This is a genomic window from Micromonospora musae (genome assembly GCF_003626635.1).
Classification (GTDB): domain Bacteria; phylum Actinomycetota; class Actinomycetes; order Mycobacteriales; family Micromonosporaceae; genus Micromonospora; species Micromonospora musae.
Window position 1 is genome coordinate 358,762 of record NZ_RAZT01000005.1, and the last position, 15,371, is coordinate 374,132.

At 73.3% G+C, this 15,371-nt stretch carries 12 protein-coding genes; 9 read left to right on the forward strand and 3 right to left on the reverse strand.

From position 1 onward, the window contains the following. Window positions 1-63: 63 nt before the first annotated feature. Window positions 64-1,296 carry an MFS transporter gene (locus tag D7044_RS12390; RefSeq protein ID WP_120679459.1) on the forward strand — a complete coding sequence of 411 codons (1,233 nt, stop codon included), beginning with the start codon at window positions 64-66 and terminating at the stop codon, window positions 1,294-1,296. On the opposite strand, the gene D7044_RS12395 is transcribed toward D7044_RS12390, so the two are convergent. After that, entirely contained in the window at window positions 1,265-1,765 is a 501-nt protein-coding gene (locus D7044_RS12395) for a hypothetical protein (RefSeq protein WP_120688901.1), read from the reverse strand. The two genes, D7044_RS12390 and D7044_RS12395, sit on opposite strands and share 32 nt — an antisense overlap. A gap of 103 nt (window positions 1,766-1,868) precedes the next feature. Between D7044_RS12395 and thrB the strand changes: the two genes are divergently transcribed. From thrB to D7044_RS12410, 3 genes are all read left to right on the forward strand, one after another. Continuing rightward, entirely contained in the window at window positions 1,869-2,813 is a 945-nt protein-coding gene (thrB, locus tag D7044_RS12400) for a homoserine kinase (RefSeq protein ID WP_120688902.1), read from the forward strand. Between the two features lie 294 nt (window positions 2,814-3,107). Beyond that, window positions 3,108-5,129, forward strand: coding sequence for a transcription termination factor Rho (gene rho / locus D7044_RS12405; RefSeq protein ID WP_120688903.1), 2,022 nt, complete (start codon window positions 3,108-3,110; stop codon window positions 5,127-5,129). Between the two features lie 189 nt (window positions 5,130-5,318). After that, on the forward strand, window positions 5,319-8,738 hold the full coding sequence (locus tag D7044_RS12410; RefSeq protein ID WP_120688904.1) for a phosphodiester glycosidase family protein: 3,420 nt from the start codon (window positions 5,319-5,321) through the stop codon (window positions 8,736-8,738). Window positions 8,739-8,775: 37 nt separating this feature from the next. Here the strand turns inward: D7044_RS12410 and D7044_RS12415 are convergent, their stop codons facing one another. Then, window positions 8,776-9,672 carry a phosphatase domain-containing protein gene (locus D7044_RS12415; RefSeq protein WP_120679890.1) on the reverse strand — a complete coding sequence of 299 codons (897 nt, stop codon included), beginning with the start codon at window positions 9,670-9,672 and terminating at the stop codon, window positions 8,776-8,778. 301 nt (window positions 9,673-9,973) lie between these two features. On the opposite strand from D7044_RS12415, the gene rpmE reads away from it, so the two are divergent. Both rpmE and prfA read left to right on the forward strand, forming a co-directional pair. Next, window positions 9,974-10,198, forward strand: coding sequence for a 50S ribosomal protein L31 (gene rpmE / locus D7044_RS12420; RefSeq protein ID WP_120679469.1), 225 nt, complete (start codon window positions 9,974-9,976; stop codon window positions 10,196-10,198). A 117-nt stretch (window positions 10,199-10,315) separates the two neighbouring features. Then, the gene (prfA, locus tag D7044_RS12425) at window positions 10,316-11,404 is read left to right on the forward strand and encodes a peptide chain release factor 1 (RefSeq protein ID WP_120679471.1); all 1,089 of its coding nucleotides are present in this window, start codon (window positions 10,316-10,318) and stop codon (window positions 11,402-11,404) included. 139 nt (window positions 11,405-11,543) lie between these two features. Here prfA and D7044_RS12430 read toward each other — a convergent pair whose 3' ends face one another. Further along, window positions 11,544-13,094 (reverse strand): GGDEF domain-containing protein, encoded by a 1,551-nt coding sequence (locus D7044_RS12430; protein ID WP_120679473.1) that lies wholly within the window; start codon window positions 13,092-13,094, stop codon window positions 11,544-11,546. Between the two features lie 73 nt (window positions 13,095-13,167). Here D7044_RS12430 and prmC point away from each other — a divergent pair, with 73 nt between their 5' ends. The 3 genes from prmC to D7044_RS12445 are packed head-to-tail and all read left to right on the forward strand — an operon-like array spanning window position 13,168 to window position 15,368. Then, the gene (prmC, locus tag D7044_RS12435) at window positions 13,168-14,115 is read left to right on the forward strand and encodes a peptide chain release factor N(5)-glutamine methyltransferase (RefSeq protein ID WP_120679475.1); all 948 of its coding nucleotides are present in this window, start codon (window positions 13,168-13,170) and stop codon (window positions 14,113-14,115) included. Then, on the forward strand, window positions 14,115-14,756 hold the full coding sequence (locus tag D7044_RS12440) for an L-threonylcarbamoyladenylate synthase (RefSeq protein WP_120679892.1): 642 nt from the start codon (window positions 14,115-14,117) through the stop codon (window positions 14,754-14,756). The genes prmC and D7044_RS12440 overlap by 1 nt, the downstream gene beginning before the upstream one ends. Further along, window positions 14,757-15,368 carry an arsenate reductase/protein-tyrosine-phosphatase family protein gene (locus tag D7044_RS12445; protein WP_120679477.1) on the forward strand — a complete coding sequence of 204 codons (612 nt, stop codon included), beginning with the start codon at window positions 14,757-14,759 and terminating at the stop codon, window positions 15,366-15,368. It begins immediately after the preceding gene. The last annotated feature ends 3 nt before the right edge of the window (window positions 15,369-15,371 follow it).

Genomic DNA, 15,371 nt, shown 5'->3' on the forward strand with positions numbered 1-15,371 from the left:
CATTCGAGACGGACGGGCGTACCGCGCAGGGGTGTTCCGGCCGGCGGAGTAGGGTCCTGGTCCGTGGCGTCCACCCTGTCGGTCCTTACCCACAACCGGAATTTCCGCAATCTTTTCCTCGCCGAGCTGGTGGTCTTCGGAGCCGACTGGTTCGTCATGGTTCCGCTGCTGGTGCTGCTGCCGCAGCTCACCGGCAGCGGCGTGTGGGGCGCGCTGGTGCTGGCCGTGGACACCGGCGTCGTGGCGCTGCTGCTGCCGTTCACCGGCGCCATCGCCGACCGGTTCGACCGGCGGAAGATCATGATGGCGGCGAACGTGGCCGCCCTGCTCGGGGTGCTGCTCCTGCTCGGCGTCCGCAGCGCCGACACCGCCTGGCTCGGCCTGCTGGCGATCGGGGTGGTCGCGGTCGCCAAGGGCTTCTACTCGCCCGCCGCCCAGGCCGCCCTGCCCAACGTCCTCGACCCGGAGGAGCTGGCCGCCGGCAACGCGATCGCCGGCTCGGCGTGGGGGACCATGACGGTCGTCGGCGCCTCGCTCGGCGGCGTGCTCAGCGACCGGGTCGGGCCGTACGCCTGCTTCTGGATCGCCGCGGTCGGCCTGGCGCTCGCCGCGATCCTGGCCGCGACGATCCGCCGGCCGTTGCAGGCCCCGCGGGAGCCCGGCGTGCCGCCGCAGCGGGCGTGGGCCGCGGTCAGCGAGGCGTTGCGCTACATCGGACATCGCCCGCGGGTGCTGGCGTTGGTGACCGTGAAGTCGGCGGTCGGCCTGGGCAACGGCGTGCTGACGGTCTTCCCGCTGCTGGCCGCCGTGTACGGGGCCGGGCCGGCCGGCACCGGGCTGCTCTTCGCGGTCCGCGGCGCGGGGGCGCTGGTCGGGCCCATCCTGATGCGGCGGGTGCTCACCAACCGGTCGCTGCTGCTGCCCGGCCTGGCCGTGTCGATGTCCCTGTACGGGTTGGCCTACCTCGGCACCTCGGCGGTGGGCTGGTTCCCGCTGGTGCTGGTGCTGGTCTTCGTGGCCCACTTCGCCGGCGGCAGCAACTGGGTTATGTCGAACTACGCGCTGCAGGGTGAGGTGCCGGACCGGCTGCGCGGGCGCGTGTTCGCCACCGACATGATGCTGGCGACGCTGGCCATCTCGATCAGCCAACTCGCCGTCGCGCTCGTGGTCGACGCGGTGGACGAGCGGGTGGTGCTCGCCGGCTGCGGCCTGGTCACCGTGGTCTATGCGGTCGGCTGGCGGATCGCCACCCGGCGACTCTCCCTCACCGATCCGGTTCCCGAGCCGGCCCGCTGACCGACGGGACAGCCGGGTGGGCCGGCGCCGGCAGCGGCGGGAGGTCGCCCGCGTACGGAGCGCCGCTCGGGATCGCCGTTGCCACGGGCGACGTCGGCCAGCTCCCCGGGCCGGTGGCCGGCACCGGTTCAGGCGTACGACGGCCGGTCAGCGCCGCCGCGATGACCAGGCCCAGCCCGGCCGGCTGCAGCAGGGTGCTGATCAAGCCCGTCACCACGACCAGTTGCACGACGTCGAAACCGGGGCTCCCGGTCGCCTCGGCCGAGAGCAGGGCGGGCAGTACGAACGACACACCGACTCCGAGGCCGACGTCGACCAGCAGCACTCCCAGACCGGCGACCATCAGCCTGAGGGGGCGGCCGGGCAGTCGTCTCCGGGCCACGCCGGTCAGCACCAGACCGATCACCAGCACCAGCAGGGACGGTAGGTGGCTGAGCGCTTGCACCGCCGTGTACCAGAAGGGACTCACCCGGCCTCCGATCCGTGATCGCGGCACAGGCTAGCGGAGACGGCGGAATCTCACGGGTCGGGCGGACGGCGGGGATGTCGGAGCCGGGCCATAGCATGAGCCGGTGCCGAAGAACTTCGAAGCCGGGCCGGTCCGCGTCCGGGCTCCCGCCACCAGCGCAAACCTGGGGCCGGGCTTCGACGCGCTGGGGCTCGCCCTCGGGCTCTACGACGACGTGTCGGCGGAGATCGCCCCGTCGGGCGTCGGGGTCACCGTCTCCGGGGAGGGCGCGGGCGAGCTGCCCACCGACGACCGTCACCTCGTGGTCCGGTCCATGCGTGCCACCTTCGACCGGCTCGGCGGGCAGCCGTCGGGGCTGGCCGTCGAGTGCGTCAACCGCATCCCGCAGGCCCGCGGGTTGGGCTCCTCCTCCGCGGCGATCGTCGCCGGTGTGCTGCTGGCCCGGGCGCTGGTGGTCGACGGAGAGCGTCGGCTCGACGGCGCTGCCGTGCTCCGACTCGCCGCTGAGCTGGAGGGCCATCCCGACAACGTGGCGCCCTGCCTGCTCGGAGGTTTCACGATCGCCTGGACGGAGCCGTCCGGCGCGCGGGCGGTCACCCGTCCGGTCGCCGAGGGCGTACGCCCCACGGTCTTCGTGCCCGGCGGGCGCGGGCTGACCGCGGTGGCCCGCGCGGCGCTGCCGACCGCGGTGCCGCACGGTGACGCCGCGTTGAGCGCGGGGCGGGCGGCGCTGCTCGTGCACGCGCTCACCGCCGACCCCGCGCTGCTGCTGCCGGCCACCCTCGATCGGCTGCACCAGGATTACCGCGCGGACGGGATGCCCGAGACGGCCGCCCTGGTCAGCGAGCTGCGTGAGGCCGGTGTGGCGGCTGTGGTCAGTGGGGCCGGGCCGGCGGTGCTGGCGCTCAGCGCTCCGCCGGAGGGCTTCGACGCGGGAAGAGACTGGCAGGTCTGGCGGTTACCGATAGATGTCAGCGGTGCCCGGGTCACCCGGGGTAGACTTGGACACGCCGAGCGGGACCCTGTTGCCGCAGGTCGGAAGAGTTGATTACGCTCTAGACTTAGCACAGCCGCGAAGCATGCGATCTTCCTGCGGGTCGGCGCACCCCCGAAGCTCTCGGCGGTAAGCCCGTCACCCCTGCCAAGGCCACGCCGCACCGCAGTTTCCGCAGGTCGCCGCAGACGGCGAGACCTGCTCACCGAGGCTGGTGAGTCGGAAACGGACCGGCTGCTGTGTCACAGACTCCCGCGACGCGCTCACGCGAGGCGGGTGCACCGAGGCCGCCCGGCCACCTGCTTTGTCGACTCCGGGCAGTCACGGCCTATCGAGGGAAGGAATCCATTGAGCGACACCACCGACGTGACGTCGGATGTTTCCAACGTCGCTGGCGAAGCCACCACCGCCGCTCCCGCTCGTCGGCGGCGCAGCGGCACCGGTCTGTCGGCGATGCTGCTGCCAGAGCTCCAGAGCCTGGCCGCGTCGCTCGGCATCTCCGGCACGGCCCGCATGCGCAAGGGCGAGCTGATCAGCGCGATCTCCGAGCGGCAGGGCGGCGCCGCCGCCGGGACCCCTCGACCTCGGGCCGAGGTCGCGGCCGCGGCTGCTCCGGCCCGTGAGGAGGTGCACGCCGAGGTGCGGGAGACGACTGAGCGGCCGGAGGCCGAGCGGCGTACCGCCGAGGCGGCGCCCGCCGAGCAGGCCACCACCGAGACCGAGGGTCGCGGCCGGGGTCGGCGTCGGGCGCGTACCGAGGAGCGTGTCGCCGAGACTCGGACCGAGACGGCCGAGACCGGTGAGCGTGCCGATCGGGGCGAGGGCCGCGGTGGGCGTGACCGCAACGAGCGCGGCGACCGTGCCGAGCGCGGCGACCGTGCCGAGCGCGGCGACCGTGCCGAGCGCGGCGACCGTGCCGAGCGTGGTGACCGCGGTGAGCGCAACGAGCGGGCCGAGCGCGGCGAGCGTGGGGACCGCAACGAGCGGGCCGAGCGCGGCGACCGGGCTGAGCGCGCGGACCGCAACGATCGCGGTGACCGCAACGACCGCGGTGACCGTGGTGACCGCAACGACCGTGGTGACCGGGGCCAGCGTGCCGAGCGGGAGCTCGACGGCGACGACGACGGCGAGGGCGGTGGCCGGCGGGGCCGGCGCAGCCGCTTCCGGGACCGTCGCCGCGGCCGTGGTGAGCGTGCCGAGGGCGGCGAGGGTGCCCGTGAGCCGCAGGTCGGCGAGGACGACGTGCTCGTCCCAGTGGCCGGCATCATCGACGTGCTCGACAACTACGCCTTCGTCCGGACCACCGGCTACCTCGCCGGCCCGAACGACGTGTACGTGTCGATGTCGCAGATCAAGAAGTACGGCCTGCGTCGCGGTGACGCGATCACCGGTGCCGTCCGGGCGGCTCGCGAGGGCGAGCAGCGGCGGGACAAGTACAACCCGCTGGTCCGGCTGGACACCATCAACGGGATGGAGCCGGAGGAGGCCAGGCGTCGGCCGGAGTTCTACAAGCTGACCCCGCTCTACCCGCAGGAGCGGCTGCGGCTGGAGACCGAGCCGCACATCCTGACCACCCGGGTGATCGACCTGGTCATGCCGATCGGCAAGGGGCAGCGGGCGCTCATCGTCTCACCGCCGAAGGCCGGTAAGACGATGGTGCTGCAGGCGATCGCGAACGCGATCACCCGCAACAACCCGGAGTGCCACCTGATGGTGGTGCTGGTGGACGAGCGTCCCGAAGAGGTCACCGACATGCAGCGGTCGGTGAAGGGCGAGGTCATCGCGGCCACGTTCGACCGCCCGCCGCAGGACCACACGACGGTGGCCGAGCTGGCGATCGAGCGCGCGAAGCGCCTGGTCGAGCTGGGACACGACGTGGTCGTGCTGCTCGACTCGGTGACCCGGCTCGGTCGGTCGTACAACCTGGCGGCCCCGGCCAGCGGCCGGATCATGTCGGGCGGTATCGACTCCACCGCGCTCTACCCGCCGAAGCGCTTCCTCGGCGCGGCCCGCAACATCGAGAACGGCGGGTCGCTGACCATCCTCGCCACCGCGCTGGTGGAGACCGGCTCGATGGCCGACACGGTCATCTTCGAGGAGTTCAAGGGCACCGGCAACGCCGAGCTGAAGCTGGACCGGAAGATTGCCGACAAGCGGGTCTTCCCGGCGATCGACATCAACCCCTCCGGTACCCGCAAGGAGGAGGTCCTGCTCGCGCCGGAGGAGCTGGCCATCATCCACAAGCTGCGGAAGGTCCTGCACTCGCTGGACTCTCAGGCGGCTCTGGATCTGCTGCTGGACCGGCTCAAGCAGTCGCGTACCAACATCGAGTTCCTGATGCAGATCGCGAAGTCCACGCCGGGGGAGTGACCCCGGGGTAGGAGGCGACAGGAGGGGCACGGCCGGTCGGCCGTGCCCCTCCTGCTGTACCGGCCGGCGCGGCGACTTCCCGTCCCATCGCTCCACTCCGGATCGACATCGCCGGACATGAGTGCAGCTTTCCTCCATTCATGCGGACGCTATTGAAACTTCTATTCAGTGTCCGGTTGACTGTCGTCCATGCGTACCCGCAGACGATCCGCCCACCTCGCCGGCGTCCTGCTGCTGACGCCGCTGCTGACCCTGGCCGGCCCACCACCGGCCACCGCCGCGCCGACCACCGCCGGCTACGCCGCGCCGGCCACCGCCACCGCCCCCGTCCCCGTCCCCGACGTCGACGTCGAGCCGGCCGGTGGACTGGAGACCACGAGGACCAGCCGCCCCGTCGCGCCCGGAGTCCAGCTCACCTCCTTCGACCGATACGACGCCGAAGGTTGGCTGCGCGCCGACGCGCTCACCGCCGACCTCAACGGCGGCGTCACCGTGGACTACGTCAACTCCGGCGTGGTCAGCGGAACAGAGCCGCTGCGCGCCGCCGTGGACCGTACCCGCGCGGTCGCCGCGGTCAACGGCGACTTCTTCGACATCAACAACTCCGGAGCCGCGCAGGGGGTCGGCATCCGCGACGGTGAACTCATCCAGTCGGCGGTAAGCGGGCACCGCAACGCGGTGGCGGTGACGAGCCAGGGCGTCGGCCGGGTCGTCGAGGTGAACTTCGACGGCACCGCCACCCTGCCCACCGGAGCGGTCACGCTCACCCAGTTCAACAACATGGTCCAGGCCGGCGGCGTCGGTGTCTTCACCGCGCTCTGGGGGACGTACCCCCGCGAGCGGGCGGTCTCCGGCGCGACGCGCGTCACCGAGGTCACCGTGGTCGACGGTCACGTGGCCCGGGTGGACCCGGCAGCGGGCAGCGGACCCATCCCCGCCGGGACCACCCTCCTGCTCGGCCGGGAGGGCGGCGCCGACGCGCTCGCCGGGCTGCGCCCCGGTGACCCGGTGGAGGTGGCCTGGCAGCCGAAGCCGTCCGACGGCAGCAACCTGCACGCCGCGGTCGGCGGCGGGAACGTGCTGGTCCGCGACGGCGTGGTGCAGACGATCGCGGATCCGTCGCTGGCGCCGCGCACGGCTGTCGGCTTCACCGCCGACGGCCGAAAAATGATCATGCTGACGGTGGACGGCCGGCAGGTCGACAGCCGAGGCGTCACGCAGACCGAGATGGGCCGGATGATGGCCGAGCTGGGTGCGCAGAACGCGCTCAACCTCGACGGCGGCGGCTCCTCGACGCTGCTCGCCCGCGAGCCGGGCGCGGCCGCCGTCCAGGTGGAGAACAGCCCCTCGGACGGCTCCGAGCGCCCCGTCCCCAACGGCCTCGCCCTCTACGCCCCGAAGGGCAGCGGGCGGCTGACCGGCTACTGGGTGGGAACGGCCGCCGACCCGACCGCCGCGCCGGGCGTCTCCCCGGTCCGCGGCGGCCGGCCGGACCGGGTCTTCCCCGGGCTCAGCCGCCGCCTCACCGCCGCCGGCCACGACGAGACGTACGGTCCGGCGGCCGGCAGGCCGAGCTGGCAGACCCGACCCGCGACGCGCGGCCGGGTGGACGGCGACAACATCTTCCGCGCCCTGCTGCCCGGCCCGGCGACCGTCACCGCGCGCCGAGGTGGCGCCACCGGATCGCTCGACCTCACCGTCCTCGGGCCGCTCGCCGGCATCGACGCCACGGTCGAGCGGGTCGGCCTGACCGGGCTCGACGGCAAGGCACGCCTCGGCGTGGTCGGACGCGACGCCGAGGGGAACACCGCTCCGATCGAGCCCGCCGACCTGGAGCTGGAGTACGACCACGACCTGCTGCGGATCGTCCCCGACGACGACGGCAACCTCACGGTCACCGCGCTGCGCGACACCGGTGCCGCCCTCGTCACCGTCCAGGTCCGAGGGGAGCGCACCGTCGTCCCGGTCACCATCGGGCTGACCGACCAGCCGGTGGCGGACTTCGAGGACGGGGCCGCCTGGAGGTTCAGCCAGGCGCGGGCGAGCGGATCCGTCGCTCCCGTGCCGGGCCACACCGGCACCGGCCTGAAGCTCTCGTACGACTTCGGCCAGTCCACCGGCACCCGCGCCGCGTACGCGGACCCGCCGGCCTGGATCGAGGTCCCCGGTCAACCGCAGGCGTTCGGAATGTGGATCCACGGCAACGGCAAGGGGGAGTGGCCGAGCCTGCACCTGCACGACGCCCAGGACACCCAGCACGTGCTGCGCGGGCCGTACATCACCTGGACCGGATGGCGGTACGTGGAGTTCGCCGTTCCGGCCGGGGTGCAGTACCCGGTGCGGATCCGGCGGTTCTACGTGGCCGAGACCGACGCCGCTGCCCAGTACACCAGCGAGATCGTCATCGACGACCTGGTGGCCAAGGTGCCGCCGTCGGTGGACGTACCCGCCGAAGAGCCGGAGACCGACCGGGTGGTGGTCACCGACGGCACCGTCGACGCCGCGCCGTGGCGCTTCGCCGTGATGTCCGACGCCCAGTTCGTCGCGGCCGACCCGGAGAGTGAGCTGGTCGCCCAGGCCCGCCGTACGCTGCGCGAGATCAAGGCGTCCCGCCCGGACTTCCTGGTGATCAACGGTGATCTGGTGGACACCGCCTACCCGGCCGACTTCGAACTCGCGAAACGGCTGCTCGACGAGGAGCTCGGCGACGAACTGCCCTGGTACTACGTGCCCGGCAACCACGAGATCATGGGCGCGCCGATCAGCAACTTCCGGGCCGTCTTCGGCGACACGTCACGGGTCCTCGACCACCGGGGCACCCGCTTCGTGACGCTGGACACCTCCACCGGCTCCCTGCGTGGTGGCGGCTTCGACCAGGTGCGGATGCTGCGCGAGGCGCTCGACTCGGCGGCCACCGACCCGGCCGTCGGCTCCGTCGTCGTACTGCACCACCATCCACCGCGCGATCCCAGCCCGGCGCAGGCGAGCCAGCTCGGCGACCGGAAGGAGGCGGCGCTCCTGGAGCAGTGGCTCGCCGACTTCCAGCACCGCACCGGCAAGGGCGCGCTCTTCGTCGGCGGGCACGTCGGCACGTTCCACGCCGAGCGGGTGGACGGCGTCCCGTACGTGATCAACGGCAACTCCGGCAAGACGCCCTCCACCCCGGCCGACCGGGGCGGCTTCACCGGCTGGACCGAGTTCGGCGTCGACCCGGTCAGCCCCGCCGAGGCCGACCGGGCCCGGCGGGACCCGCTCGCCGACGGGCCGCGCTGGGTGACGGCCGAGGTGCACGCGCACACCGACCGGCTCGCGGTGAACGCCCCGACCGGCGTCGCCCTCGGCAAGCCGGTCACGGTCACCGCCACGCTGACCCAGCCGGGTGGGCGTACGGTCCCGGTGGCCGCGCCGGTGAGCGCCGACTGGTCCGCGTCGCCGAACGTGCACATCGGGCCGCTGACCGGGCTGCGACCGTGGCACGTGGCCCGGTTCGACCCGGCCACCGGCCGGCTCACCGCGCTGCGCCCCGGCGCCTCGCTGGTGCTGGCGGTGACGGTCAACGGCGTACGCGCCCAGGCCACCATCACCACGGCGCTGCGCGCTGCCGCCTGAGCAGGGGAGGGGCCCCGGTCGCCGGGGCCCCTCCGCCTCAGAAGTCCCCGTCGGCGACCTGGAACACCGTGAGGCCCAGGGAACGCCACATCCGGACCACCTGCGCCCGGTCGTCGAAGACACCGACCACCCGGTAGCGGTCCCGCACCTCCCGCTCGTAGATCTCCCGCTTGACCATCGAGTCCTTCCGGGCGTCACCCACCGCCCGCAGGTGCAGCGCGAGGTACGGCACCCGGACGTGCCGCGCCAGCCAGGCCATCGTGTCGACCCGCGCCGAGGCGTCCCGGCCGGAGCAGAAGACCACCCCGTACCCGGCCGCGTGCATGGCCCGGACCGCGGCGATCACCGCCTCGTTCGGCTCGTCCTCGGCGACCCGCGTCATGTCGTACGGGCTGCGGGAGACGTGCAGCGCGACGGTGCCGTCGATGTCCACCAGAACGATCTCCGGCGCTCCCGCCGGGGCGGGGTGCACCCGCTTCGGGCGGCCGGCGCGGGCCTGCGGCACCGGCAGCGGCAGCGGACGCCCCGCCAGGTAGCGCTCGTGCAGCCGGCGGATCGCGGCCTCGCCGACCCGGTCCGGCTCCGGCCGGGCGGCGTCCCGGCGCAGGCACTCGTCCAGCGGGACGTCGGTGAAGTCGTGCACCTCGAACTCGGCGCCGTACCGTTCGGCCAGCTCGGCCCAGTCCCGCAGCGTCCGGGCGCGCAGGTTGGTGTCGTCCACGCAGACGTCGGCCCGGGCCCGGAGCAGCGCCTCGACCTGGGCCCGCTGGGCGGTGGTCACCTGGGCCTCCGCCCACTGGGTGAACAACCGCTCGCCGTGCAGCATCCGCCGCAGGTCGTCGCGGTTCACCCGGACCACGGACGGCTGGAGCGTACGGGCGAAGGTGGTCTTTCCCGAGGCGGGCAGCCCGCGGGTCGCGATCAGGCGGGGCATCGCGTACACCTCCGTCGTCGGCCTCCGGCGGGCGCCCTGCGGCGCGGGGTCGATCGTGCCCCACCCGGGGTACGACCCGGGGGTGGGTGCCGGGTGAATGCCCGGACAGCGGACGGGAATGCCGGTGGGACGCCGTGCGTTGTCGAAGCCGGACCAGCGGTGCCGCCCGATGACGGGTCAGGCCGGCAGCCATGGCACACTGGTCAATCGGCCACCGGTTCCGGTTCACGCCTGAGCCCGTCGTACATGCGGCGGGTGGCGACGGCGACCCGGCGACCACCGACGAAAGGACCGAGGCGACATGAAGCCCAACATCCACCCGGAGTACGTGACCACCGAGGTCCGCTGCTCCTGCGGCAACACTTTCACGACCCGCAGCACCGCCAAGGGCGGCGAGATCAGCGTCGAGACCTGCAGCGCCTGCCACCCGTTCTACACCGGTAAGCAGCGCGTGCTGGACACCGCCGGTCGGGTCGCGAAGTTCCAGCAGAAGTACGCCAAGGTTCAGGCCAAGAAGGCCAAGTAACTCCTCGTTCGGCGCCCGCGTCCGGTTTCCCACCGGACGCGGGCGCCGTCCGTATTACCGCCGGTTCCCCTCCGGTACGCCGGCCCTCCGTCCTCGCGTCGAAGGAGCATCCGCAGCATGAGCAGCGAGCGTCTGACCGCCCTTCTCGACGAGTACGCGGACCTGGAGAAGCGCCTGGCCGACCCGGCCATCCACGCCGACCAGGCGGTCGCCCGCCGGGTCGGTCGCCGGTACGCCGAGCTGGTGCCGCTGCACAAGGCGGCCGGTGAGCTGGCCCAGGCGCGCGCCGACCTGGCCGCCGCCCGGGAGCTGGCCGCGGAGGATCCGTCCTTCGCCGCCGAGGTCGACTCGATCGCCGGGACGATGCCGGCGCTGGAGGAGCGGCTGGCGGAGCTGCTGATCCCGCGCGATCCGCACGACGCCAAGGACGTGATCGTCGAGATCAAGGCCGGCGAGGGTGGCGAGGAGTCGGCGCTCTTCGCCGGTGACCTGCTGCGGATGTACACCCGGTACGCCGAGCGGCGGGGCTGGCTGGTCGAGGTGATCGACGCCCAGGACTCCGACCTCGGTGGGATGAAGGACGTCTCGCTGGCGATCAAGACCAAGGGCGTGCCGGAGGGCGGCAACGGGGTCTGGTCCCGCCTCAAGTGGGAGGGCGGGGTGCACCGGGTGCAGCGCGTCCCGGTCACCGAGTCGCAGGGCCGCATCCACACCAGCGCGGCCGGTGTGCTCGTCCTGCCGGAGGCCGAGGAGGTCGACGTCACGATCGACCCGAACGAGCTGCGGATCGACGTGTTCCGCTCGTCCGGCCCCGGTGGGCAGTCGGTGAACACCACCGACTCGGCGGTCAGGATCACCCACCTGCCGACCGGCATCGTGGTGTCCTGCCAGAACGAGAAGTCGCAGCTGCAGAACCGGGAGCAGGCGATGCGGATCCTGCGGGCCCGGCTGCTCGCGGCGGCGCAGGAGCAGGCCGACGCGGCCGCCTCCGACGCGCGTAAGGCGCAGGTGCGCACCGTGGACCGCTCGGAGCGGATCCGCACCTACAACTTCCCGCAGAACCGGATCACCGACCACCGGATCGGTTACACCGCGTACAACCTGGATCTGGCCCTCGCCGGTGACCTCGACGGCGTGCTCGACGCGCTGGCCGAGGCGGACCGCGCCGCCCGCCTGGCCGGCGACACCGAACTAACCCGCCGCTGACCCGGCCCCCGGCTCCCTGGCGCCGTCGCCCCGTTGATCAAGAGCTTCGCGTCACCTTCGATCACCCCGGTGACGCAAACCTCTTGATCACGCCCGGGGGACGGGGGAAGGGGAGGGGGAGGGTGTGCGTGGGGGAGGGTCAGGAGGCGCGGGGGCGGGTCTTGGCTCGGAGCATCTCGCGGTCGGCGATCTCGAACGCGGTGCTGAGCGCGTCGCGAAGCGCCGGCCCGGTGCCGGAGACCTCGGCGAAGCCGATGCTCACCCCGACGGGGGTGCCGGGGACCAGCGCCTCCCAGTCCTCGCTCGCCACCGCCGCGCCGACCCGGCGGGCCACCTCGGCGGCCTCGCTCATGCCCGCGCCGGGCAGCACCACCACGAACTCGTCCCCGCCGTAGCGGGCCACGAAGTCACCCCGGCGCATCACCCGGTTGATCACCCCGGCGATGCGCTGGAGGACCAGGTCACCCGAGTGGTGTCCGTGCCGGGTGTTGACCGCCTTGAAGCCGTCCAGGTCGCAGACCCCGATCACCACCTGCTCGCCCCGCGCCACCACGCTGGCGATGTAGCGCTCGAGCCGGCGGCGGTTGGGCAGACCGGTCAACGGGTCGGTGAGCGCCTCGCCCTCGTAGCGGGCGGCCTCCCGGCGCATCTCCTCGTGGTCGATGCGGGCCGCGATGCCGTCGATGTAGACGTCCCGCAGCCGGTCGTTGCGCTGCGCCGCCAGCCGGAACGCCAGCCGGTCCGCCCGGTGTGCGGCCGCGTGATCACCGGCCCGGGACAGGGCGATGCTGCGCAGCCGGGCCGGTTCGGCCGCGCCGAGCGTCTCGTTGGAGACCCGGACGGTGTCCAGCCGGGCCACCGCCTCGATCGGTCGGCCGGAGGCGATGGCGAGGCAGACGTGACCGAGTTCACGCATGTCCCGCGCCCGGGCGCTGTCGCCGCCGTGGGCGAGCAGCCGGGCGGGATCGGCGTCGCTGTTGAACTCGATCTCGTCGCCGAGCGCCGCCCGGCGGGCCGCGGCGTAGCCGTACGCGGAGAGACTGCTGGGGCGCAGCTGCCCGGCCCGCCCGCCGTGCAGGAAGCGGGCCAGGTCGCTCGCCACGTCGCGCAGCACCCGCAGGCAGCCGTCGCTGTCGCCGTTGTGGTCGAGCGCGACGGCGTTGCGCAGGCGGATGCCGGGCGCGGCGAACGTCTCCTCGGGGATCCCGGCGGCCATGCCGAGCTGCCGGGCCCGCTCGATCGCGCCGAGGGCGTAGCCGTGGAAGCTGAGGTAGGAGTAGGCCATCGCCAGGTCGTGCCAGCCCCAGGCGGTGTCCCGGTCCGGGTCCTCGACGGCGCCGAGCGCGCGGGCGGCCTTGACCAGGTGGGTGACGCAGCGGTCGAGCGCGCCCTGATGGTGGGCGGCGAGTGCGGCCAGGGCGTTGAGGTGCCCGTGCAGGTAGGGCTCGGCGAGGTCGCGGACGGCCGCCGACGCCTCCTCGATCGCGCGGGTGAACTCCGCCGTGCGCCCGAGATTGATCAGGGCGGAGAGGCGCTGCACCATGGCGTCGGCCCGGGTGCGTGGGCTGGCTGTGGTGCGCAGCACCCGTTCCAGCACCGTGTACGCCTCGGCGGACCGGCTGGCCTCCTGCAACGCCCGCGACTGCGTCAGCGCGTCAACCTGGTCTTCGACCCGGTCGAGCCAACCCACCAGCGACCTCCTGTCGGCATGCGCCTGTACGCACCCGCTCGTGACGTGCCCCGCGACGCTTCATGATTATGTCGTGACCATCGAGCCGCAACACCCCCCCGAAGGGACGAATAGGATTCGGCCATCGATCGCCGTGCTGCGGGCGGCCCGGATCCTCGACGATGCCGGGGTGCCGGCCGCCCGGACGGAGGCCGAGCTGTTGGCCGCGTACGTGCTGGATGTGCCGCGTGGCCGGCTGGCTCTCGCCGACGGGTTCGACGCGAACCAGCTCGCCACCTTCGACGCGCTGGTGACCCGCCGGGTGAGCCGTGAACCGTTGCAGCACCTCACCGGCAGCGCCGCCTTCCGGCGGCTGGAGCTGGCCGTCGGGCCGGGCGTCTTCGTGCCCCGGCCGGAGACGGAGCTGCTCGCCGGCTGGGGCATCGAGCAGGGGCGGGACCGGGACACGCCGCTGGTGGTGGATCTCTGCAGCGGCTCGGGCGCGATCGCCCTCGCGGTGGCCCAGGAGCTGCCGGCGGCCCGGGTGGTCGCGGTCGAGCGCTCCCCGGCGGCGCTGGACTGGCTGCGCCGCAACGCGGGGGACCGGGCCACGGCGGGAGACCGGCCGATCGAGGTGGTGGCGGCGGACGTCACCGCCCCCGACCTGCTCGACGATCTGGTCGGCCGGGTCGACGTGCTGCTCTGCAACCCGCCGTACGTGCCCGCGGACACGGTGGTGGCCCCGGAGGTGGCCGGGTACGACCCGGCGGAGGCGGTCTTCGGGGGCGCGGACGGGCTGTCGGTCATCCGCCCGGTGATCGCCCGCGCGGCGGCGCTGCTGCGGCCCGGCGGGATGCTCGGCATCGAGCACGACGACACGCACGGTGCGGACGTGCCGGCGTTGCTCGTCGCCGACGGCCGGTTCGCCGCCGTCACCGAGCATCGGGACCTCACCGGGAGGCCCCGGTTCGCCACCGCGTCCCGACGTGCGGACGGCCGCCGCCCCGACCTCGGGCCGGCGTGGCAGACTGGCTCCTCGTGATGCTCTACGACTGCCGGTCGCCCGCCGACCGGGACCGCGGCATCGCCGCGGCCATCGAGGCGGTCAAGAACGGGGAACTGGTCGTCCTGCCGACGGACACCGTTTACGGCATCGGCGCGGACGCCTTCACCCCGTACGCCGTCAAAGCGCTGCTGGACGCCAAGGGCCGGGGTCGGCAGATGCCGCCGCCGGTGCTGATCGGCTCCCGGCAGACCCTGGACGGCCTGGTCTTCTCGCTGCCCCGGGAGGCCCGGGACCTCGTCGAGGCGTTCTGGCCGGGCGCGCTCACCATCGTGATCGAGCACTCGCCGAGCCTGCAGTGGGACCTCGGGGACAAGACCGGCACGGTGGCGGTGCGGATGCCGCTGCACCCGGTGGCGCTCGAGGTGCTGCGGGAGACCGGGCCGATGGCCGTCTCGTCGGCCAACAAGACGGGCCAGCCCTCCGCGCTCACCGCCGAGGAGGCGCGCGACCAGCTGGGTTACTCGGTGCGTGCGTACCTGGAGGCGGGCCCCTGTCCGGATCCGGTGCCGAGCACGATCGTGGATCTCACCGGCGAGGTGCCACAGGTCCTGCGCCAGGGCGCGATCCCGCTGGAGAAGCTGCGCGACGTGGTGCCGGACATCGTCGAGGGAGTCTAGGTGCCACCGTTCACCGTGCTGCACGTCTGCATGGGCAACATCTGCCGGTCACCGATGGCGGAGCGGCTGCTCGCGCTGGCCGTACGGGAGCGGCTGACCCGGCTGGGCCTCGACCCGGCCGGCGCCGACGAGCTGGTGCACAGCCACAGCGCCGGCACCGGGGGCTGGCACGCCGGTGAGGAGATGAACCCGCCGGCGGCCCGGCAGGTGGTGTCCCGGGGCGGCGACGCCGAGGGGTTCGCCGCCCGCAAGCTCCGCTCGGACCACATCGACGCCGCCGATCTCGTCCTCACGGCAACCGCCGACCAGCAGGACTACGTGGTGGCGCTGCGCCCCGACGCCGCGGCGCGCACCTTCGTGCTGGGGGAGTTCGGCCGGCTGCTGGGCGCGGTGGACGTGGCTGGGCTGCCGGAGTCCTCGGCCACGCCGGAGGCGGTACACGCCCGCGGGGTGGCGCTGGTGGCGGCGGTGCAGGCGGCCCGTCACGATTCCCATTCGCTCGCCACCGATGATCTCGACGATCCGTGGGGCCGGGGTGACCAGTGCTTCAGCCGGGTGGCCGACGAGATCGAGGAGACGGTGCAGCCGCTCGCCGCGGCACTTCTGCCCTGACCG

Coding starts and splice junctions, on each gene's coding strand:
- D7044_RS12410 (WP_120688904.1), top strand. CDS start 5,319: ATGCGTACCCGCAGACGATCCGCCCACCTCGCCGGCGTCCTGCTGCTG.
- D7044_RS12415 (WP_120679890.1), bottom strand. CDS start 9,672: ATGCCCCGCCTGATCGCGACCCGCGGGCTGCCCGCCTCGGGAAAGACC.
- rpmE (WP_120679469.1), top strand. CDS start 9,974: ATGAAGCCCAACATCCACCCGGAGTACGTGACCACCGAGGTCCGCTGC.
- prfA (WP_120679471.1), top strand. CDS start 10,316: ATGAGCAGCGAGCGTCTGACCGCCCTTCTCGACGAGTACGCGGACCTG.
- D7044_RS12440 (WP_120679892.1), top strand. CDS start 14,115: ATGCTCTACGACTGCCGGTCGCCCGCCGACCGGGACCGCGGCATCGCC.